This is a genomic window from Streptoalloteichus tenebrarius (genome assembly GCF_024171885.1).
GTDB lineage: Bacteria > Actinomycetota > Actinomycetes > Mycobacteriales > Pseudonocardiaceae > Streptoalloteichus > Streptoalloteichus tenebrarius.
In genome coordinates, this window is record NZ_JAMTCP010000001.1 from 376,637 (window position 1) to 397,084 (window position 20,448).

Annotated in this window: 18 protein-coding genes; 9 read left to right on the forward strand and 9 right to left on the reverse strand. The window is 71.4% G+C overall.

Annotation, left to right across the window (positions count from 1 at the left end; all coding sequences use genetic code 11):
- Entirely contained in the window at positions 1 to 594 is a 594-nt protein-coding gene (leuD, locus tag LX15_RS01520) for a 3-isopropylmalate dehydratase small subunit (protein WP_253667603.1), read from the forward strand.
- Positions 595 to 779: 185 nt separating this feature from the next.
- Here leuD and LX15_RS01525 read toward each other — a convergent pair whose 3' ends face one another.
- The 4 genes from LX15_RS01525 to LX15_RS01540 form a co-directional block, all read right to left on the reverse strand.
- A complete protein-coding gene (locus LX15_RS01525; protein ID WP_253667604.1) occupies positions 780 to 926 on the reverse strand; it encodes a hypothetical protein in 147 nt (48 codons plus the stop codon).
- Positions 927 to 1,249: 323 nt separating this feature from the next.
- The gene (locus LX15_RS01530; protein ID WP_253667605.1) at positions 1,250 to 1,738 is read right to left on the reverse strand and encodes a hypothetical protein; all 489 of its coding nucleotides are present in this window, start codon (positions 1,736 to 1,738) and stop codon (positions 1,250 to 1,252) included.
- Positions 1,738 to 3,030, reverse strand: coding sequence for a WXG100 family type VII secretion target (locus tag LX15_RS01535; RefSeq protein WP_253667606.1), 1,293 nt, complete (start codon positions 3,028 to 3,030; stop codon positions 1,738 to 1,740). Before LX15_RS01535 ends, LX15_RS01530 begins: the two co-directional genes overlap by 1 nt.
- The gene (locus LX15_RS01540; RefSeq protein ID WP_253667607.1) at positions 3,027 to 3,329 is read right to left on the reverse strand and encodes a hypothetical protein; all 303 of its coding nucleotides are present in this window, start codon (positions 3,327 to 3,329) and stop codon (positions 3,027 to 3,029) included. Before LX15_RS01540 ends, LX15_RS01535 begins: the two co-directional genes overlap by 4 nt.
- A gap of 260 nt (positions 3,330 to 3,589) precedes the next feature.
- Here LX15_RS01540 and LX15_RS01545 point away from each other — a divergent pair, with 260 nt between their 5' ends.
- Entirely contained in the window at positions 3,590 to 5,470 is a 1,881-nt protein-coding gene (locus tag LX15_RS01545) for a glycoside hydrolase family 35 protein (protein WP_253667608.1), read from the forward strand.
- Between the two features lie 39 nt (positions 5,471 to 5,509).
- Here LX15_RS01545 and LX15_RS01550 read toward each other — a convergent pair whose 3' ends face one another.
- Both LX15_RS01550 and LX15_RS01555 read right to left on the reverse strand, forming a co-directional pair.
- Positions 5,510 to 6,868: a pentapeptide repeat-containing protein gene (locus LX15_RS01550; RefSeq protein ID WP_253667609.1), complete on the reverse strand. Its 1,359-nt coding sequence runs from the start codon at positions 6,866 to 6,868 to the stop codon at positions 5,510 to 5,512.
- 87 nt (positions 6,869 to 6,955) lie between these two features.
- A complete protein-coding gene (locus tag LX15_RS01555; RefSeq protein ID WP_253667610.1) occupies positions 6,956 to 8,164 on the reverse strand; it encodes a DUF6236 family protein in 1,209 nt (402 codons plus the stop codon).
- Positions 8,165 to 8,386: 222 nt separating this feature from the next.
- Between LX15_RS01555 and LX15_RS01560 the strand changes: the two genes are divergently transcribed.
- The 5 genes from LX15_RS01560 to LX15_RS01580 are packed head-to-tail and all read left to right on the forward strand — an operon-like array spanning position 8,387 to position 15,623.
- A complete protein-coding gene (locus tag LX15_RS01560; protein WP_253667611.1) occupies positions 8,387 to 8,890 on the forward strand; it encodes a hypothetical protein in 504 nt (167 codons plus the stop codon).
- Complete coding sequence (locus tag LX15_RS01565) at positions 8,860 to 10,278, forward strand: hypothetical protein (protein ID WP_253667612.1); 1,419 nt, start codon at positions 8,860 to 8,862, stop codon at positions 10,276 to 10,278. Before LX15_RS01560 ends, LX15_RS01565 begins: the two co-directional genes overlap by 31 nt.
- Positions 10,275 to 11,696, forward strand: coding sequence for a vWA domain-containing protein (locus tag LX15_RS01570; RefSeq protein WP_253667613.1), 1,422 nt, complete (start codon positions 10,275 to 10,277; stop codon positions 11,694 to 11,696). The genes LX15_RS01565 and LX15_RS01570 overlap by 4 nt, the downstream gene beginning before the upstream one ends.
- Before the next feature lie 13 nt (positions 11,697 to 11,709).
- The gene (locus LX15_RS01575; protein WP_253667614.1) at positions 11,710 to 12,822 is read left to right on the forward strand and encodes an ATP-binding protein; all 1,113 of its coding nucleotides are present in this window, start codon (positions 11,710 to 11,712) and stop codon (positions 12,820 to 12,822) included.
- 5 nt (positions 12,823 to 12,827) lie between these two features.
- Entirely contained in the window at positions 12,828 to 15,623 is a 2,796-nt protein-coding gene (locus tag LX15_RS01580; RefSeq protein WP_253667615.1) for a DUF5682 family protein, read from the forward strand.
- A gap of 118 nt (positions 15,624 to 15,741) precedes the next feature.
- On the opposite strand, the gene LX15_RS01585 is transcribed toward LX15_RS01580, so the two are convergent.
- From LX15_RS01585 to bla (LX15_RS01595), 3 genes are all read right to left on the reverse strand, one after another.
- Entirely contained in the window at positions 15,742 to 16,422 is a 681-nt protein-coding gene (locus LX15_RS01585; protein WP_253667616.1) for a D-alanyl-D-alanine carboxypeptidase family protein, read from the reverse strand.
- 83 nt (positions 16,423 to 16,505) lie between these two features.
- Complete coding sequence (gene bla, locus LX15_RS01590) at positions 16,506 to 17,420, reverse strand: class A beta-lactamase (RefSeq protein ID WP_372502102.1); 915 nt, start codon at positions 17,418 to 17,420, stop codon at positions 16,506 to 16,508.
- Between the two features lie 20 nt (positions 17,421 to 17,440).
- On the reverse strand, positions 17,441 to 18,364 hold the full coding sequence (gene bla / locus LX15_RS01595; RefSeq protein ID WP_253667618.1) for a class A beta-lactamase: 924 nt from the start codon (positions 18,362 to 18,364) through the stop codon (positions 17,441 to 17,443).
- Between the two features lie 122 nt (positions 18,365 to 18,486).
- Between bla (LX15_RS01595) and LX15_RS32135 the strand changes: the two genes are divergently transcribed.
- The gene (locus tag LX15_RS32135; RefSeq protein ID WP_308213388.1) at positions 18,487 to 19,455 is read left to right on the forward strand and encodes a LysR family transcriptional regulator; all 969 of its coding nucleotides are present in this window, start codon (positions 18,487 to 18,489) and stop codon (positions 19,453 to 19,455) included.
- Positions 19,452 to 20,378, forward strand: a complete 927-nt coding sequence (locus tag LX15_RS01605; protein ID WP_253667619.1) for a serine hydrolase — start codon at positions 19,452 to 19,454, stop codon at positions 20,376 to 20,378. Before LX15_RS32135 ends, LX15_RS01605 begins: the two co-directional genes overlap by 4 nt.
- Positions 20,379 to 20,448 lie beyond the last annotated feature (70 nt).

A 20,448-nucleotide genomic window follows, 5' to 3' on the forward strand; every position in this document is an offset into this window, starting at 1 on the left:
ATGGAAGCCTTCACCACCCACACCGGCCGGATCGTGCCGCTGCGCCGCAGCAACGTCGACACCGACCAGATCATCCCCGCCCACTGGTTGAAGAAGGTCACCAGGGACGGCTTCGAGGACGGGCTCTTCGACGCCTGGCGCAAGGACCCGCGGTTCGTTCTCAACGACCCCGCCCGCCAGGGTGCCACCGTGCTGGTGGCCGGCCCGGACTTCGGCACCGGCTCCTCGCGCGAGCACGCCGTCTGGGCGTTGCAGAACTACGGCTTCAAGGCCGTGATCTCCTCCCGCTTCGCCGACATCTTCCGCGGCAACTCCCTCAAGAACGGCCTGCTGACCGTGACGTTGCCGCAGGAGGTCGTCGAGCGGCTCTGGGAGCTGACCGAGGCCGACCCCGCGGCCGAGGTCACCGTGGACCTGGTCGACCGGCAGGTTCGCGCCGAGGGGATCACGGCTGACTTCGACCTCGACGACAACGCCCGGTGGCGCCTGCTGGAGGGCCTGGACGACATCAGCCTGACGCTGGAACACGAGTCCAGCATCGCGGAGTACGAGGCGCGTCGGCCTCGGTACAAGCCCCGCACCCTTCGCCTCTGACCGGCGCGGTGCCCGCCACCGTGTGCGGAACGGCCGGGCGGGGGCCAGAGAGCCCTCGCCCGCCGCCGCGGTGGCCACCGCAGGACAACACGAGTACTTCCCGCAGGTTCGGCGAGAGGATGGCCGGGCGCACCGGCACGTGGACCTGTGCCTGACGGCGCCCGCGACGAGTCAGTTTCCTCTCCTCAATCCAGTTCCCGCCAGAGCAGGCACAGCATGACGAAGAAGGCGAAGGAACCCAGCCAGCCGAAGAAGCGTCCCGGCCCCCACCGGACTTCCTTGACGACCTCGTGGGCCGCCCCACTCGGTCGGTGCCTTCGCGCGCACCGCATCAAGCTGACTCCATAGACCCCGCTCGTGCCGGTTGCGGAACAGTCTGTTGAACACAACCCACGAGACGGCGAGGAGGGGCCAGGCGAGAACCGCGATCACGAGGAACCCCCAGCAGATGGTCACCTCGCCCCAGCGCCGGATCACACGCGCGTGCCCGTGTCCTCAGACTTCAGCCGCACACATCCCCGCCTTCGAGAACACAACATCCACGACCGAATATCCCGACGCACCACCAAAAACTGCCTGGTGTGGATGCCAGGACCAGTTCGAGATCGTTTCCGCCCAGTTCACGCGCGTGAAGGTCGGCGTGCCGGCCCGCCGTTCACGGTGTGGTGGGTGCCGCGGCTGGACTGGGTGCGAGCGTCGAGGCTGACGCGGATGAGTCCGTGTGCGGCTCCACGAGGCGGATGGCGAGCCTGTTCGGCTCGGTGGTCCGGGTGACGACCTGGACGGACGAGGAGTAGTGGCCGTCGAGCAGGGCGTGGAAACCGATGCTGACCATGCGCACCACGGCGCCGTTCTTCATCAGCAGCAGGAGGTTCGCCTCGTCCATGAAGGCGTCGTCCATGTTGACGGGGGTGCCAACCTGCTTCTCCACGAGCCGCCGCGAGATGGGGCCGCTGAAGACCCGCACGGAGTCCCAGTCCCCTGGAATCATTTCCTTCAGCGGCACCGTCCGTCCGGTGCCGCGCATGTCCCACAGCTCGTTCTCGACGTGCTTGTTCCGTTCTATCGGCATCCTCGGTTCCATGCCGCAGCCCGTGGCCAACAGGACGACGAGCCCGGCCGCCACCATCCATCGAGTACGCATCAATAGTTTCCCGCCGTTCCGTAGATGTCAGCGTCGGAGCCGGGGTTGTAGCCCCCGCTGCCCCCGTAGGGGGCGGAAGTGCCCGGAGCGCGTCCTTGCGGCTGCGTGTCGTCCGCGTGACCGGTGTCTCCGGGGTCGAGTTGGTCACTGTAGGCGAGATGTCCGGCGCGGTCGATCACCACCGTGTCCCCGGCCCGCACGGCCTTCTCCACCAGGGCCGCCAGCTCGTCCGGGTCCGCGTCCGGATGGGCGAGGGCGATGCGGCGGCCCACCTCGTTGTTGTGGAGGTCCATCGCCTCGGAGCCCCCGGTGTTCTTGGGGTTGCGCTCGTGGGCGGTGCAGTACTGCTCGGCCCACTCGACGCCGAAGCGCCGTGTGAGCAGCGCGTTCCAGTAGGCGTGCCGGAACGCGTCGGCGTGCCCGTCGGTGATCCCGTCCTGGGGGAAGACCCGTTCCGCCCTGTTCAGGGCCACCTTCTGGATGTCGTAGGCGTCCTTGACCCCCCACGGACCGAGCCGGTCGAGCATCCGGGCCTCGCCCACGGTCACCTCGGCGCGACGAATGTTCAGCTTGCTCATGAGCCAGCCGGTGGCGCCGTTGGGATAGGTGACCAGGCCCTCGGGGTCGACGGAGACCTGGTACCGCCGGTAGATCTCGTCGAGCGGGAGGCGACCGGGGCGCGCCGCCAGCAGGGACTGCGGGGCCGTGGGGTTCGCCGGGTCCGTCGCCGGTTCGGCCGCGAGTCGCCGGAAGCGGGCCGCCGCGGTGTCGTGGTCGGTGTGGACCTGCGCCAACAACCGCGCGCCCGCGTCGAGCGCGCCGGCGACCTGGACGCTCAGGTCGCCCAGCCGGTCCTGGCCCGCCTCCACGGCCTGGTGGTCGAGGTCGACCAGTCGCTGGCGCAGCTCGGCGTGCTCCTTCGCGGCCTGCCGGAGCTGTCCGGCCAGGGCGCCGAGCACCTCGCCGGCCTCGGCGAAGACAGCGGCGTCGGCGGCGACCTGGCGCGCGTCGTCGTCGATCCGTTCTCCGGCCGCCTCGGCGGTCTGGCCCTGCCACACGGCCGTCAGGTCGGCCTGCGCCGCCGCGTCCTGGCCCACGACCCGCAGCGCGTCGGCGGCGAGCCGGAAGGCCACCGCCAGGTCGTCGAGCGCCTCGGGGTCGCCGGGGAGATCGCCGAGGAGGTCCACGCCGCGCTGGGCGGCGGCGCGGGCGGTCTCCGGGGTGAGACCGGCCGCCAGGTCGCTCATCAGACGCGCCCGTCCCGCCAGGGTCGCGTCCTCGTCCGCGCTCACGGTCGCTCCCGGTCGAACTCGCGCCTCCCGGCGTCCTCGGCCAGGTCGTACTCGGCCGCACTGTCCACAGCGGACGACGCCAGCAGCGCCCAGTGCCGGAGCCGGCGGTCGAGGAGGTGGAACAGGTGTTGCTGGAGATCGTCGTACGCGCTGCCGCAGTCGGCCGTGCCGAAGGCCACCCCGCCGTTGACCGTCGCGGTGTCCCAGGTCCCGCGCACCGACCGCAGGTCGTCGGCGACGAGAAGAAGTCGGCCGCCCACGGCGCGCAGACCGTCTCGCCCCACCTCGAAGCCGTCCATGGTGCCCCCGCTCGACGAACGATGTGGTGATGATCACAGAGGTGTGGTCGGTCGTGGCGCGCCGCGGCCAAAGATCATTCGTTCGGCTCGCACCAGATCGGGTCATGCCCCGCCCCGCCGTCCGCGTCGGGTCCTGTGGCGCGAGGCGCGACGCGGAGGCTCGAATCCGACGATCAGCCGGTTGTCCGATGCCCCGTGGTTGCTCAAGACTGATCGAGAAGCGACATCTTCGAACACAACTGCTCGAAGGGGTGCGGCGGATGGACGGCATCAGCAGACGGGGTTTCCTGGGCGCGGTGGGTGCGGTCGCCGCCTCCTCGGGCATGGTCGTCGGAAGCGCGAGTGGAGTGCTGGCCGAGGCGGGACGCCCCTCAGGGCTCACCGTCGACGGCGACCGCTTCCTCCTGGACGGACGGCCGTTCCAGATCGTCTCCGGCGCCATCCACTACTTCCGGATCCACCCCGACCTCTGGCGGGACCGGCTGACCCGGCTGCGCGCGATGGGACTCAACACCGTCGAGACCTACGTCGCGTGGAACTTCCACGAGCCACGGCGCGGGGAGGTGGACTTCACCGGGTGGCGCGACCTGCCCCGGTTCATCCGCACCGCCGGCGACCTGGGGCTCAAGGTGGTGTTCCGCCCCGGCCCCTACATCTGCGCCGAATGGGACCTCGGCGGCCTCCCCGCCTGGTTGCTGGCCAACCCGGCGACGGCGCTCCGCTGCGGCGACCCCGAGTACACCCGGGCCGTGGACGCCTGGTTCGCCCATCTGATCCCCAGGGTCGCGCCACTCCAGGCGACCAGGGGTGGCCCGGTCATCGCCGTGCAGGTGGAGAACGAGTACGGCAGCTACGGCAACGACCAGACGCACCTGCGCCACATCGCTGACCTGTTGCGGCGGCACGGAATCGACAGCCTGCTCTTCTGCTCCAACGGCACTGCGGACTACATGTTGCGCGGAGGCAACCTGCCCGACGTGCTCGCCACCGCCAACTTCTCCGGCGACCCCAAGGGGCCGTTCGACGCCCTGCGCCGCTACCAGCCCCGGGGACCGCTGTGGTGCACCGAGTACTGGTGCGGGTGGTTCGACCACTGGGGCGAGAAGCACCACGTCACCGATCCGACTAAGGATGCGTCCAATGTGGACAAGATCCTGGCCGTCGGAGGTTCCGTCAACCTGTACATGGCGGCGGGGAGCACGAACTTCGGCTGGGGCGGCGGCGCGAACTTCGACGACGGCAGCGGGACCTACCAACCCACAATCACCAGCTACGACTACGACGCGCCGGTGAGCGAGTCGGGGGAGCTGACCGAGAAGTTCCACCGCCTGCGCGAGGTGATCGGCAAGTACACGAGCCTGCCCCGCGAGCCGCTTCCCGAGACCCCGGCCCGACTCCCGGCCCAGACCGTGCGCCCCACCCACCGGGCCGGGCTCCTCGACTCGCTTGACCGCCTGGCCAGGCCCGTGCGCGTCGCGGCCCCCGTGCCGATGGAGAGGCTCGGCCAGCCCCACGGGCTGATCCACTACCGCACCACGGTCCAGGGGCCGCGCTCCCGGCAACCCCTGCGCGTCCCTGGTCTGGGTGACCGTGCCCTGGTCTTCCTCGACGGGAAGGAGATCGGTCTGCTCGACCGGAACAAGCCAACCCAGAGCGTTGACGTGACGGTCACCGGCGACACCGCCCGGCTGGAGCTCCTGGTGGACGCCGGCGGGCGCGTCAACTTCGGCCAGAACATCCACGACACCAAGGGAATCCGCGGCGCCGTGCTCCTCGGGCCGCAGGCGCTGTTCAACTGGGAGATCTTCCCCCTGCCCCTGGACGACCTGCGCGCTCTGCGGTTCTCCGACCAAGCGCCGAAGCTCCCCGGTCCGGTGTTCCACCGCGCCACCCTGCGCGTCGACCAACCGGCGGACGGGTTCCTCGCACTGCCCGGCTGGCAGAAGGGCCTGGTGTGGCTCAACGGTTTCCTGCTCGGCCGGTACTGGGACATCGGGCCGCAGAAGACCCTCTACGCCCCGTCACCCCTGTGGCGGGCCGGCGCGAACGAGCTGGTCGTGCTCGAACTCCACCGCGCCGGCACGACCATCGAACTCCGGGAGGCCCCTGACCTCGGCGCACGAGCCGAGGCGTCACCCTGATTCCCACGAGAACGGTCGGTGGAACCACAGGAAGGGGACTCAGGACTCGGAGAACGCGGAGAGGTCGAAATCGGTGTCCTCGGGCTGGTCGGGCGAGGGAACGCGGACGTCCTTGAGCACGAGACCGGTCGTGTCGACAGCGGTGTCCACCAGCCGGGCACCGTCCAACACCAGACGACAATCGAACAGCTTGGTCCCGGCGAGCAGAATCCTGCTGGAGGACGCCGTGAGCTGTGACAGCGAAAGCTCGGGAACCCCTCTGTTCACCCCCCGGATCGCTTCCGCGAGGATGAGCCGGCTCAGGTCGAGCGTGGCGTTCTGGAGCTTACCGTGCAGGAAGTCCAGGGTCACGTTCTCCAGTACGGAGCCGTCGAAGCTGAGTGCGGCGTGGTCGACCGTGATCGCGGTGAACGACAACCTCGTTGACGTGGCCTGGATTCCGTCGAAGATCACCTGTTCTCCCCTGAACCGCGCCCCCCGGAAGCTCATGGACGAGCGCGTGAGCGCGGATCCCGCGAAGGTGGTGAGCGGCGTCTCGAAGACGGCCCCGTCGAAGGTCACCTCGCCGTTCTCCAGCTCCAGCTCTTCCAGGCGGGTGGAGCTTCCCCGGAACACGCACCCGTTGAGGTTGAGCACACCACGGAGTTGGAGCCGACTCAGGTCGAGGTCGAGGAAGGTCGCGCCCCGGAAGTCGAACTCCGGTCTGAAGTCCGGGTTCGGCGCGGATCGAGACGGATGGCGGGCGACGCGTTCGAGCAACAGCCGCAGGATCGTCTGGCGGATCTCCCGCTCCCGCTGGTCGTCCTCCTGCCAGGGGGAACGGATGTAGCCGCACAGGACGTCGATGCAGGTCTGCCGCTGTTTCGTCCAGTCCTCCGCCAGCGCGGCGAGAGCGTAGGCCCCGGCCAGCCGGACCGCGAACTTCTCGTCGCCGAGCTGGGCGCTGGCGGTGCCGAACCGTTCGTTGAACATCTTCTCGCGCTCGCGCTGCTCCTGACCGACAGCGAGGACGTGTGCCGCCTCGGCCACCCGTTGCTTGCGGTAGGCCACGGTCAACGCGACGACACCGCCCAGACCCGCCACCACCGCGAGCGCGATCTTCACCAACTCGATGAGTTCGCCGGTGGAGAAGGCGCGCAGCGTCGGAAGCTGTGGCCGAGCGAGCAGGACGTAGATCCCGTAGCCCGTCGTGGCGAACAGGCCCGTGCCCAGAGCGAGCCAGCCGACGACGGCGCACCCCATGGGCAGGAACGCCACCTCGGCGGACTGGGGGCGCTGACGCAGACTGATCATCTGGGTCTTGAGGGCGTCGCGTTTCCGTCGGCGGGCCCGACCGTGGAGGAGCAGCGCGCCCATGCCAGCGAGGATCATGAGTAGCTGGACCAGTGTCACCGTCATCGTGCCCCCACGGCGGTCGAGCGGGTTGTCCACATGATCTTGGTGTTTCTCGCTGACGTCCGGAACGGCAGGTCGGGCGCGCGGGGGTCAGACGAGGCCGGCCACACGCCCCAGTCGCGCGAGCGTGCGCCCGAGCAGACGGCGGGGTGGGAGATCACTGGCCGTGTGGAGGAGGAAGCTCGCCGCCGGTGACGCCTGCCGCGCCGACTCGCGTTGCTGCCGGAGGCCGCGGCGCACGCCCATCAGGCCGATCGCCGCCGCGGCCGACCCGGCCAGGACCGGGTGCCCGCTGAGCCAGGCGCCACCGGCGAGGGTCAGTCCGGCGGGCAGCTCGGTCTTCACGTTGATCGAGGTCGTCACGGCCTCGCCGGTGAGCCTGCGCAGGGTGCGGCGCAGCTCGTCGAGTGGCTGGACGAACCGGGCCTCGACCACGTCGTGGAGGTACTCCTCCAGCACCGCCTGGTCGCGGATTCCGGCCAGGTCGGTGGACAGCGCCTCCACGGTCTGGTCGACGGCCTGGCCGAAGGCGAGGAACTCCGCGCCGTGGCGACGGCGGATCGCCAGCACCCGCTCGGCGGGCACGGCGTCCAGGTTCGCGGGAACGACCAGGCTCAGCGCGAGGAAGCCCAGTCGCTCCGCCAGGTCCTCCTCCGTCGCCGGGGGAGGTTCCGCGGCGCGGTCGAGCACCGTGGCCGCGATGCTGTCCGCCGTCCAGTGGTTGACCACCGCGTACGCATGGTCCTGGTCAGTGGTGGGCTGGAGCCGGTTGGCGGTGGCGAAGTCCTCGGCCAGCACACTCATGTACACCGCCGCCAGCCGAGGGCTCATCGCGACCCAGACCGAGTTCTGCGTGTGCTGTTGAGGTTGGTAGCCGCTCTGCGACGGCACCGACTGCGCCGCATGGGGGTTGTCGGGTGCCAGGGCCAAGCCAGCGTCGTGCAGGGCCTGCCGCACCGCCGGTGCGATCTGGCTGGCGTGTACCCATGCGAAGGACGGCCCGTCCGCAGTCCCCGGAGCATTCGGGTGTCGGAGACCCAGGCTCGGACGGAGTTGGTCGGCGTGGCGGTTCACCAGGTCCAGGAACACCGGGGCGACAGCGTCCACAGAGGACTCTGGGGACCGGCGCAGGACGACCTCGTCCGCGAGCGCCCGCACCGTGTCGCTGTCCCGCGTCGGGTAGCCGTCCGGGACCAGGCGCACGATCCTCGGCCAGTACAGGGCCGCGATCTTCAACCACCGCTCGTCCCTGACGTGGAAATACGGGTGGTACAGCGCGTGCCGCCGATGTCCGGACACCCTCCATGCCTCCCCTCGGCCGGGGTGATCAGCTTAGGGCCGGCCGACGAGGCGGACCGCGCCGCCCGGCTCCCCGTCACCCGGCTCCCCGTCGCCCATTTCGGTCCGGTCGCTCCGAGGGGTCCGCGCTGGCGGCCGGTTCTGTCAGTGCCCATCCCTATGTTGATCCGTGTTCCGCCCGAGCGGTGCGGAAGTCCTCATTGATCTGTGGGAGATGGTGCGTTGTCCACGTGGGAGAGGTCGAGCAGGGCACGGGTGGTGCCGCCCGCACGGCCGCGCAAGCTCGCCAAGGTGCCGTTCGTCGAGCTGGCCGACGGGCGGTTGCAGGGCGTGGTGTCCAGCGGCTCGGACATCGAGCGGGTCTACGTCTCGTCGGTCGCGGCGGGGACGTACGCCTTCGCGTGCAGCACCAACAACAACCGGCCCTGCGGCGGCGCGAGGGGCGGGTTCTGCAACCACATCCTGGCCCTGGTCAGGGAGGCGGTGCTCCAGTACGGCGCCGAGCGCGTGGCCCGCTACCTGCGGGTGGAGATCGTCGACGCCGAACCGAGCGAGCAGACCATCGCCTCCACCATGATGAGCGCCCGCCCACCGCAGGCCGACAGCGCCGCGGCCGCCTCCGTCTTCAGCCGGTTCCTGCGCCACCTGGCCTATCTGGAACTCGCCCCGACGACCCTGCCGGTGCCGGAGATGCAGTGGTTCCCGCCGAGCAGGGCGGTGGCGTGATGCGCGCCGACCTGCTCGCCGATCCCGTCGCCGGGCTGGACGAGGCCCTGGCCGCCGTCGACGCCGTCGACCGGGTCCTCGTGGCCGGACTGCTGCGTCCCCAACCCGCCCAGGCCGAGGACCTCGCGGCGCTGGCCGATGCCGTCGCCGGCTCGCCGCTGGCGTCCGTGGTCGCCGAGGCGACCGAGAAGGCCGCCGCCGGTGCCGCCGGCGAGGACCACTTCGTCGCCCTCGCCGCCGCTCGCACCGCGCTGCTCGGCTCCGCGCACGACGCGCTCATGGCCAGGGTTGGCGAGGCGACCGGCCGGCCCGTCGCTGAGACGATCGCGGCGGAGCCCGCCGAGGCCCAGGCGGTGAACCTGCTGGTCGCCGCCCGGTCCTGGCTCTGCGACCTGGCGCGCGCCGGCTGGCGGGGCATCGACCACGACGTGGTCTCCGGGGCCGCGCAGGTCGTCTCCGCGATGCTGCCGGACCCGGCCCTGCGCCGCCTGGCGACGGTGCTGGACGGCTTCGCCGCCGAACTCGCCGCGTCCTGCCCCGGCGCGTCACTGGACCGCGTCCCCGCCCGCCGCTGGGCCGACCTGTGGTCCCGCGCCCTGCTCCTGACGCTGCCCGGCGCGGCCGCCGTGCCCGCCACCGAGACGCTCACCGGTCGCCTGCTGCCCCTCGGGGTCGACCTGCACGAGCACGCGACCGCCGCGCAGGCCCAGGTCCACGCCGTGTTCGAGCCCGCCGACGGCGGCGCGCCCCGGCTCGTGCGCGCCGCGGTCTCCGCCCCGAAGCCCGACACGGTCGTCGGCGCCGGAATCTGGCAGCTCCTCCGCCCGCACCTGTCGTTGCTGACGGCGGTCAGCGAGGGCCGCTCGATGGACCTGGTGGACATGCCGGCCACCCCCGAGGGCGACCTGGTCTGGAGCGACGAGCACGCGCGCCCCGGCGAGCCGGCCGACGCCCTGGCCACGGCCCGCGTCGTCCTGCCCACCGCGACCGCCGCGCCGACCGCGCCGCTGGACCGGCACCCGGCGCGGATCGCCGTGCCCGTGTTCCTGGAGGGCTACGAGGTCCAGCGGGACGACGACACCCTGACGTTCACCGTCGCCGGCCACCCCCTCCCCGTCGACACCGACCGCGTTCCGGTCGCCGGCCCGCTCACGCCCGACGCCGTCGCGACGTCGCGCGCCTGCCTCGGCCTGCTGCGCTGGGACGCCGGGAGTTTCCACGTCCAGCCGCTCGCCGTCGAGACCACCGTGCGGAAGAAGGCCGTCACGGTCCACGCCGGGGCGTGGGCCGGCGGCACCACCGACAAGGCCGGCGTCAAGGCCGAGAAGGCCGCCGCCGACGCCGTCGCGGTGCTCCGCGAACGCGCCGGAAGGCTGTTGCGGAAATGACCGAGCCCACGACCGGACACACCCCGGGGGCGGACGCCCACGACAACCGCCGTCAGGTCCTGTACTGGCGGCTGCTGGCCCGGCTCTTCGACCGCGAGGAGCAGGCGGCGCTGGAGTCGGCCAGCCTCGCCGTGGTCGAGGACATCGGGCTGCCCGCCGCGCTGCTGGACCCGCAGGTCTCCCTCGACTCGATCGTGCAGCGCCACCCGGAGCTGGCCGCCGAGTTCGACGGCGTGATGGTGCCCGACGCCGACGAGGAGCGCGACAGGGCCGCCGAGGTGCGGCGCGCGGCGCTCGTGTCGAAGCTGCTGCTCAACGTTTACGGGACCTGCCCGGGCACGGTGTACGCCGAGCAGCTTGCCCGGTGGCAGGCCGACGCCGGATGGCTGGAGCGCGCGCTGGGGTGCAGGCCCGGCGACCTGCGCGGCGGCCGCCCGGCGGCGGGCGCGCGGGGATCGGGGGGAGCGGGGGTCAGCCCGACCGGCACCGGCGGCAACACCGGGACGCCCGACCTCGGCCAGCTCATCCCGCAGATCGGGCCGGACCTCGCCGCCATCGAGGCCGACCTCGTCAAACGGATGCACCTGCGCGAGGTTCTCGCCGATCCCGCGCTCGCCTCGCGGCTGACGCCGAGCATGTCGCTGATCGAGCAACTGTTGCGGGACAAGGACAACCTGTCCGGGGTCGCGCTGGCCAACGCCAAGGCCCTCATCCGCCGATTCGTGGACGAGGTGGCCGAGGTGCTGCGCACCCAGGTCGCCAAGGCCACGGTCGGCGAGCTGGACCGGTCGGTCCCGCCCAAGCGGGTCTTCCGCAACCTCGACCTCGATCGCACGATCTGGAAGAACCTCACCAACTGGAGCCCCGACGAGGAGCGGCTGTACGTCGACCGCCTCTACTACCGCCACACGGCCCGCAGGACGACGCCGTCACGGCTGATCGTGGTGGTCGACCAGTCGGGCTCGATGGTGGACTCGATGGTTAACTGCACGATCCTGGCCTCGATCTTCGCCGGGCTGCCGAAGGTGGACGTCCACCTGATCGCCTACGACACGCAGGCGCTCGACCTCACGCCCTGGGTGCACGACCCCTTCGAGACCCTGCTGCGCACCAACCTCGGCGGCGGCACGGACGGCAGGGTCGCCATGGCCCTGGCCCAGCCGAAGATCGCCGAGCCGCGCAACACCGTGGTCGTGTGGATCTCCGACTTCTACGAGTGGGAGAGCGAGCCGCTGTTCGAGAGCATGGCGGCCATCCACCGCTCCGGCGCGAAGTTCATCCCGGTCGGCTCGGTGACCAGCTCCGGGAGGGGCAGCGTCAACCCGTGGTTCCGGGAGCGCTTCCGCGACCTCGGCACGCCGGTGATCTCCGGCCACATCCGCAAGCTCGTCCACGAACTCAAGACCTTCCTCGCCTGAAAGGCCCCCTGACATGTCCGACATGCTGCGCGCCCCCGCCGAGATCAAGTACGCCGAGGAGCTGGACTGGCTGGAGTCCGTCGACGACGGCCCCAAGCCGTTCGCCTGGCGGCTGTCGCCGAAGATGGTCCGCCTGTTCATCCTGGGCTCCGAGCGCGCCGACGGCCTGGACCGGGAGATCTCGCAGAAGTGGTTCGGTGACCGGAGCTTCGTCGAGCGCTCCATCGTCACGCTCGCCTCCGACCGAGGCCTGCTGCTGATCGGCGACCCCGGCACCGGCAAGAGCTGGCTGGCCGAGCTGCTGGCCGCCGCGATCTGCCGCAACTCCACGCTCGTGGTGCAGGGCACCGCCGGCACCACCGAGGACCACATCAAGTACTCGTGGAACGTCTCGATGGTGATCGCCAAGGGGCAGTCCCGCGAGTCGATGATCCCCTCGCCGATCATGACCGCGATGGAGACCGGCGCCATCGGCCGGTTCGAGGAGCTGACCCGCTCCACCAGCGACGTGCAGGACGCGCTGATCTCGATCCTGTCGGAGAAGTACATCTCCGTCCCCGAGCTGGACAGCGACAACATCGTCTTCGCCAAGCCGGGCTTCTCGATCATCGCCACCGCCAACAGCCGCGACCGGGGCGTGAACGACCTGTCCTCGGCGCTCAAGCGCCGCTTCAACTTCGTCCGCATCCCGGTGGTGACGAACAAGAAGAGCGAGGCGGAGATCGTCCGGTTCCGCACCGAGGAACTGCTGCGCCGCCACCAGATCGAACTCGACGTGCCGCCGACGCTGCTGGACGTGCTGCTCCAGAGCTTCGCCGACCTGCGCGCCTCCGCGGCCGCCGCCGGCAGCGAGGACGAGAAGCTGGAGTCCGCGCTGTCCACCGCCGAGCAGATCGGCGTGCTGGAGGACGCGATCCTGCACAGCAACTTCTTCGGTGAGCGCGCCCTGACCGCCCGCACCCTGGCCTCCTCCCTCGTCGGGTCGCTGGCCCGGCGTGCCCCGGAGGACCTGGCCATCCTCAACAAGTACCTGCACGGCGTGGTCGAGCCGCGCGGCAAGGAGGAGGGCGGGGCCTGGCCGGAGTTCCTGGAGGGCGGCCGCGACGCGATCGCCACGCTGTCGTGACCGCCATGCGCGAGGGAACTTTCGAGGCGCTGCGCGCCCAGTTGCGCGACGCCGCGGCGACCTTCGCCGACGGGCCCGACGCGCTGGAGGGCATCCTGCTCGGCATGGTCGACGACGTCGACCGCGCGCTGCGCGAGCCACTGGAGATCTTCCCGGTCTGCCACCACTCGCCGGCCTCGGCGATCGCGATGGCGCGGCGGCTGCGGGAGAAGCGGCCCAGGGTCGTGTACCTGGAGCTGTGCGAGGACATGGCCCCGCTGCTGCCCGAGCTGCGCAACTGCCGGCTCCCGGTGGCGGTGCAGGCCTTCGCCAGCGAGGTCGAGGGCTTCCCGGCCGACTGGGCTCCGCTGTCGGTCGTCGCGCCGATCACCGAGGCCTCGGCCGAGTACCAGGCGATCGCCTACGCGTTGGACACCCCCGGAGTCGAGCTGGTCCTCGTCGACCGCTCCTCGGACCACGTCTTCCAGTGGTTGCCGAGGCAGGAGCCGGGCGGCGGACCGGTCGACCCGGACGCGCCGCCGGTGGAGGAGGAGGCCGCGCTGCACGGCGACGCGGTCGGCGTGGAGATCGGCGACCTGCGGCCCCGCTTCGCGGAGCTGGAGGAGCACCTGCTGCGCCACGGCCGGGTGCGGCACTGGTCGGAGTGGTGGCACCAGTACGTCGAGCTGCCGCTCGGCGACGCCGACCACGACACCTATCGGCAGGTCATGATCCTGATCGGCAGCCTGTTCCGGCGCCTGGCCCCCGGCGACCCGTCGCGCGTGCGCGTGGACGAGGACCGCGAACGCCACATGTGGACCAGGATGCGTCAGCACCTCGCCGCCAGCGGCGTCGACCCCGAGGACTGCCTCTACGTCTGCGGCGCGTTCCACGCCGCCAGCCGGGTCGCCGAGTTCGGCGTGCACGGCGCCGACACCTTCGAGATCAGCCCGCCCAGCGGGAGCCGGTGGCAGCACGGCCTGATCCCGTCCAGCCACGCGGCGATCGAGGCGCAGTTCGGCCTCGCCGCGGGCTCGGTGTCCATCGCGGCGACCGAGTGGGCCAAGAACCTCAGGCGCACGGGCGTGCGCCCGTTCCGCCTGGCCGGGCAGGCGGGCGCGAAGAAGGGCGGCACGTCGAAGAAGGCCCTGGCACCGGCCCGTGCCGCCTCGACGGCCGCGCCGCCGGACAGGCTCTCCGGCTTCCTGCGGCGACCACCCGTCCTCGACGCCCTCGACGAGGCGGAACTGCTCGGCTGGTCGGTGGAGATCGTGCGCGCCGCGCGCCGCAACGGCTACCTGGCCTCCACCGCCGACGCCATCGCCGTGTTCGAGACGTCGATCCTGCTGGCCGGGATGCGGGACCGGGCCAAGCCCACGCCGTACGACTTCCAGGACGCGGCGGTCACCTGCATCGAGAAGGACACGGTGCCGGGCCGGCGGGACGTGCGCCGCCTCGTGGAGATCATGATGGGCGGCGACCGCGTCGGCCAGGTCGGCTACGACGCGCTGCCGCCCCTGGCCCGCGACGTGCACGACCGGCTCGCGCCGCTGAACCTGAAACTCCAGCAGCGCGGCGTGCAGCGGGCGCTGTTGGACATCGCGTCGCGGCCCGAACTGGAGCGGTGCTCCGACGTGCTGTGGATGCTGCGCTACCTGATGCCCCACGGCGCGGCGCGGCCGATCATGGGGGAGCGGCGGCTCGGCGAGCGGTCCATCCAGGAGTCGTGGGACCTGGCGCTGGGCACCCACCAGCGGGCGCTCATCGAGCTGGGCTACGAGGGCGTCAGCATCGAGCAGGTGCTGGAACAGCGCCTGCGCCGCACCGCCTACGACCCGCACGCCACCACGGCAGCCGTCCTGGGTGCGGTGGAGGACGCGATCCTGTACCTGCGCAGCCGCCGGCTCGCCGACGAGTTGGGCACGCGGGCGTTGGAGGTCCTGGCGACCGAACGCAGCGTGGACGGCGCGCCGGAGGTGCTGCGCAGGGTGCGGCGGTTGCTGGCGTACTACCGCACCAACGAGCCGGTGCTGCCGGCGTGGGTCGAGTCCTTCGTCAAGACCGGCTACGCGCACTACTGCACCCTGCTGCCGACGGCGTTCACCGACGAGGACGCGTCGGTCCATCAGGTGGCGGCGATGCTGGGCTTCCTGTTCAGCATGGAGAGCCTGGCGCTGTCGCTGGGCTGTGACCGGCACCAGCTCGAACTGGCCGTCGCGCAGTCGCATCCGGAGGAGCCGTCGAAGGTGGCGCTGCTGTGGGCGGCGCAGACGCACCTCGGCCGCCTGTCCCGTGCGGACCTGCGGAAGCGGTGTGACGACCTGTTGGGCAACCCGCTGGTGCTGCCCGCCTATCCGAGCTACCTCAGCGGGTTCCTGCACGCGCTGGAGCCGGTGCCGGGGCTGACGGACTTCGTCGTGGAGGCGGTGTCGAACGCGTTCGCCCGCCTGCCCGACCCGGTGCTGCTGCCGTGGTTGACGACGCTGATCAGCACGTTGCGGGCTGGTGGCAGCGAGCTGGCTCCGCTGTTGATCCGTGAGGCCGGGCGGATTTTCCCCGGTCGGCTCGCGGCGTTGGACGCGTGGGTGCCGCCGTGGCGGGCCGCCCGGCCGGAGCCGGCGGCCGCGCGTCAGGCGCGGCGGGCGAGCGGCGGTGGTGGCAGTGCGCTGCTCGCGGCCCACCCCGAGACCTGCGACGCGGTCGCGCGTCTGCTGGGCTGCGACGGCGCCTGGGAGACGCCGGCCGACGGCCCTCAGGGTGTGGCGTTGCTCAGCCGCCACCCGGACACGGCGGTGGCGCTGGAGGGGTTGCTGGCTCGATGACCGGTGGCCGGAGCGGCACCACCGCCACCGCCAGCGACTGAGGGGCGCAGCAGGTCCGCCGCCTTCGTGCGGCGGACCTGCTGCGCCCTCGCCTCCTCCACGTTCCGTGTGCTGTGGCTCAGCTCCCGGTGGCGCTGGGTAGCAACGCCGGGCATCCGGCCGTCGCGTAGTTCGGGTCGTACTCGAAGTGCCACACCTCGTTCTGGTAGCGGCGGCACCAGCCCAGCGCGCCCCCGTTGCGTTCGACCCATGCCGCCGAGTCGGGTGGTTGCACGTCCACCGCGATTCCCTTGACGTGCATGGACTTCTCCGGCGGCAGAACGTACTTCGCCGCCAGCTCCCGGGTACCGAAGCGCCGCACGGCGTCGTCGAACTCGTGCTGCTGCTGGCTCACGCTGCGTTTGCCGTCCTGCACGCACAGCCGGACGCCGTTCTCCTCGGCCCTGGCCCGCAACCGGTCCCAGGCGTTCCGCACGTCCGGGCGCAGGTCCTCTGGCTGCTCGTCGACGTACCGCTTGTCGACCGGGCACACCGGCCCGGTCTCCGGACCCGGGATCTCCTCCAGGATCGCCCCCGGCCGCCCGGGGAGCCGGTCGTAGGCGAACGTCGCCCGCCCGGTCACGCCCAGTGTCGCCACGACGGCCTCCGCGAGCACCAGAGGCAGGAGCCCGGCGAGGAGCAGGCGCCTGCGTCCGGGCCTTGGCCTGTTCTCGGGCTCGGCTGTCGCGGGTGTCGCCGGTGTTTCCTCGGAGTCGCCCTCCGGAACCGCGCGCTTGCCGTTGTCGGTGTCCTCGGACACGGTCAAACCCCCAGTTGTTTCCTGTCCGACACGTGACTCGTCCCGTCAGGGGGAAGGACGTTCGTGCCAGAGGCGAGATGCGCTCAGGTGAGCGTGGCCACCACGTACTGGGCGGCCTCGGCGATGACGGCCTGATCGTAGGGCGCGTCCCTGGCGTTCTTGCTGGACATGATCGCGATCACCAGCGGCGCGGCCGACGGGGGCCAGACGGCGGCGAAGTCGTTGAGGGTGCCGTAGTCCCCGGTCCCGGTCTTGTCGGCCACCTTCCACCCCTGCGGCACCCCGGCCCGGATGCGTTGGGCGCCGGTGACGTTGCGTTCCAGCAGGTCACGCAGGAAGTCGCGCTTGTCGGCCGGCAGGGCGTCGCCCAGCACGATCTTCTGGAAGTCCGTGCCGAACGCCCGGGGCGAGGTCGTGTCGCGGGGGTCGCCCGGCGTGGCTTCCACGATCGCCGGTTCGATCCGGTCCATGCGGGTGACCGTGTCGCCGAGTTCGCGCGCGTACGCGGTCAGTTGGTCTGGTCCGCCCAGGTCGCGCAGCAGGAGGTTGCCGGCCGTGCCGTCGCTGTAGCGGACCGCGGCGTCGCAGATCTGGCGGATCGTCATCCCCGTTTCCACGTGCTGCCGCGTGATGGCGGAACTCTTCATCAGATCGTCCGTGCCGTACCGGACCATGGTGTCCAGATGCGACAGCGGGTTGCGGTGCAGGACCGCCGCGGCCGCCAGCGCCTTGAACGTCGAGCAGAAGGCGAAGCGTTCGTCCGCGCGGTGGGCGATCGTGGCGCCCGTCCCGGTGGCCACGGCGTACACCCCGAGGCGTGCGTCGAACTTCCGTTCCAACTCGAACAGATGATCGTGGTGATCAGCGGTGGTCGTGGTGGGGGACGGGGACGAGGGCGGGAGGCCCTTGTCGTCGCGCTGCGCGCACCCCGCCAACGGCAGGAGCGCGGCCATGCCCAGGAGCGCGCGGCGGGAGAGAGGCCGTTTCGTCGGTGTCATGGATTGGCCTGGCTCTCGTCTCATGCGCCCGGTGCGAGGGTGCGGGCGAGCAGGCGGGCGGTGTCGGCGATCAGCTCGTTGTCCATCGGCGCCTTCTGGTCGAACTTGGTCGACAGCACGGCCAGGACGATCGGCGTGCCGTCGGGAGTCCACGCGATGCCCACGTCGTTGACGGTGCCGTAGTCGCCGGCGCCGGTCTTGTCACCGAGTGCCCAGTTGGCGGGCAGGCCCGCGCGGAACCGCTTGGTGCTCGTGGTGTTCGCCTTCAGCCACGCGGTGAGCTGATCGCGGTCCCGGCGGTTGAGCGCGTCGCCGAGGACCAACTGGCGGTAGTCGTGGCCGATCGCCCTCGGGGTCGTGGTGTCGCGGGGGTCGCCGGGGATCGCGGTGTTCAGCTCGGTCTCCCACCGGTCGAGGCGGGTGTGGTGGTCGCCGAGCGAGCGGCAGAACCGGGTGATGCCGGCGGGGCCGCCGATCTGGCGGAGCAGCAGGTTTCCCGCGGTGTTGTCGCTGTGGCAGATCGCGGCCCAGCACAGCTCGCGGATGCGCATTCCCTCGGCGACGTGATCCTTGGTGATGGTGGAGTTGTCCACGACGTCGTCGCTGGTGTAGCGGATCAACCGGTCGAGGAACTCCCCGTCGCGGTCGAGGTCGCGCAGGATCGCGGCGGCCGCGAGCGTTTTGAACGTCGAGCACATCGGGAACCGTTCGTGCGCGCGGTAGGCCACGGTCGCTCCGGTGCGGACGTTGGTCGCGTAGACGCCGAGCCGGGCGTTGTGCTGGCGCTCCAGCTCGCGCAGCTCGTCGCAGGCTCTCCGGCTCGGATCAGGCGCGGCGATCGCGGGGCTTCCGGCGAGGTAGCCGGTCGCCAGGAGGCCGGCCGCGGACGCGGCGAGTCCGGCGCGCAACGCGGCACGACGGGAAAGGGGACCGTGCGAAGACATCGGTTCTCCGTTCGCAAATCCGTGAACACGTCGAAAAGCTCACGTCGAGCTAATCAACGGCTCCCGTCCCATGTCCAAGAGATATGTTTGAACGTCTTATACACTTTTGATATACATGCGCGGTGGACCTGCTCGCGCACCTGGAGGCGTACGTCGCCGTCGCCGAGGAAGGCAGCTTCTCCCGGGCCGCCGACCTGCTCTACGTCGCGCAACCGGTGCTCAGCCGACGGATCAAGAACCTGGAGCGGCACCTCGGCGGCGAGCTGTTCGACCGCTCCCGGCGGCAGGTCACCAGCACCGACCTCGGCGTCCTGCTGCTCCCGCACGCCAAGGACGTGCTGAGCCGGGTCGACCACCTGCGTCAGGTGGCCCGCGCGGCGCTGGCGTCGGCGGCGCACGCGCTGGGCGTCCCACCGGACTGCGACCCGGCCGCGCTGGCCCGCGTGATCCGCGCCGGCGCGGAGCGGGGCGTGACGATCGGCGTGCGCGAGCTGCCCGCCGAGGACCGGGCGAGCGGTCTCGCGGACGGCTCACTGGTGTTCGCGTTGCTGCGGGTGGCGCCGGAGACGGCGACCCACCGGGTGCCGCTCGGCCTGGCGTCGGCCGCGCCCCTGACCGTCGGGCGTCGCTCCGTGCACCTGGAGAGCCTGCGGCCCCGGCGCGGAGGCGGGACGGGAACCCCACCGACGATCCTCGTCACCGCCGAGGACGAGACCGGCTTCGCCGCGGAACGGTTCCGCAAGGCCGCCGCGCGCGCCGGCCTGTCCGAGGGGCGCGTCCGCGCGGTGGCCACCGCCGCCACGGCGGCAGCCGAAACGCTCGCGGGCCACGCCGTGCTGCTGTGCCCCGAGCCGTTCGCGCGTCGCCACGGCCTGGAGTGGTCACCGCTGGCGGACTCCACACTGCACCGCGGATACGAGCTGGCGGCGACCACCCGCCGCGTCGGTCACGGCGTTGACCTCGTGCTCGACTGGATGGAACCGATGCTCGCCGAGGCGATCGGCGCCGTCGACGACCCCTCCCCGAAGTCCACCGGGGCGGACGGCGGCGCGCGGCCCGACTCCGACTCCCGAGTGGAGGGACGCGGATGAGGCAGCGCCGCCCGGAATGCCTCGCCAGCACGCCCGATCTCCTCCCGGTCGCCGAGGCGATCGCCGAGCAGTGGCACGAGGTCGGCGCCCTCGGCCACCTGCTCGCCCGCAACATCGACACCGGGGAGGAACTCGGGTTCGACGTCGACACGGCCGTGCCGCTGGCGTCGGTGGCCAAGGTCCCGCTGGCCCTGGTCGTGCTGGACGAGATCGCCGAGGGGGCGCTGGACCCGGCGATGCCGGTGACCCTCGACCCCGCGACGAAGAGCGTCGGCCCGACCGGCGTCGCCGCGTTCCGCCACCCCGCGACCGTGGCCGTCGTCGACCTGGTCCACCAGGCGCTGACGGTCAGCGACAACGCCAGCGCCGACGCGTTGTTCGACCTGGTCGGCGTGGAGGTCGTCGACCAGCGCCTCCGCGCGTGGGGGTGCGAGGGCATCCGCATCCGCCACCGCATGCAACGCATGTACGACTGCGCCGCCGGTGTCTCCAACAACGACTTCGGTCTCGCCCTGGAGCTGGCGATCCGGGACGACATCGCCGGGCACCACTCCATCGAGACCCTCAACCCCGCCTACGCGAACGTCGGCAGCGCGTCCGCGCTCGTGGCGTTGCTCCAGCGGGTCTGGCTCGACCGGATCTCCCGTCCGGAGGCCACGGCGGACCTGCGGCGGATGATGGGGTTGCAGGTCTTCAACCAGCGTTTGTCCAGCGACCTGCGCGCCGATACGGTGCGGGTCAGCGGCAAGACCGGTTCCTTCCTGTACCTGCGACACGAGATCGGGGTCGTGACGGCCGACTCGGGGGACCGGGTGGCGATCGCGGCCCTCACCCGGTCCCACCGCCGGGCGAGCATCGCCCACGACATCGACCTCGCGATTGGCGCTGCCGCGCGTGCCGCCTTCGAGAGCCTGCGCCGTTGACGAGATTCGCACGGCGGCAGTCTGTCCACAAAGGACAGTGAGGGGAACGCGGTTCGGAGCGGAGGAGGCA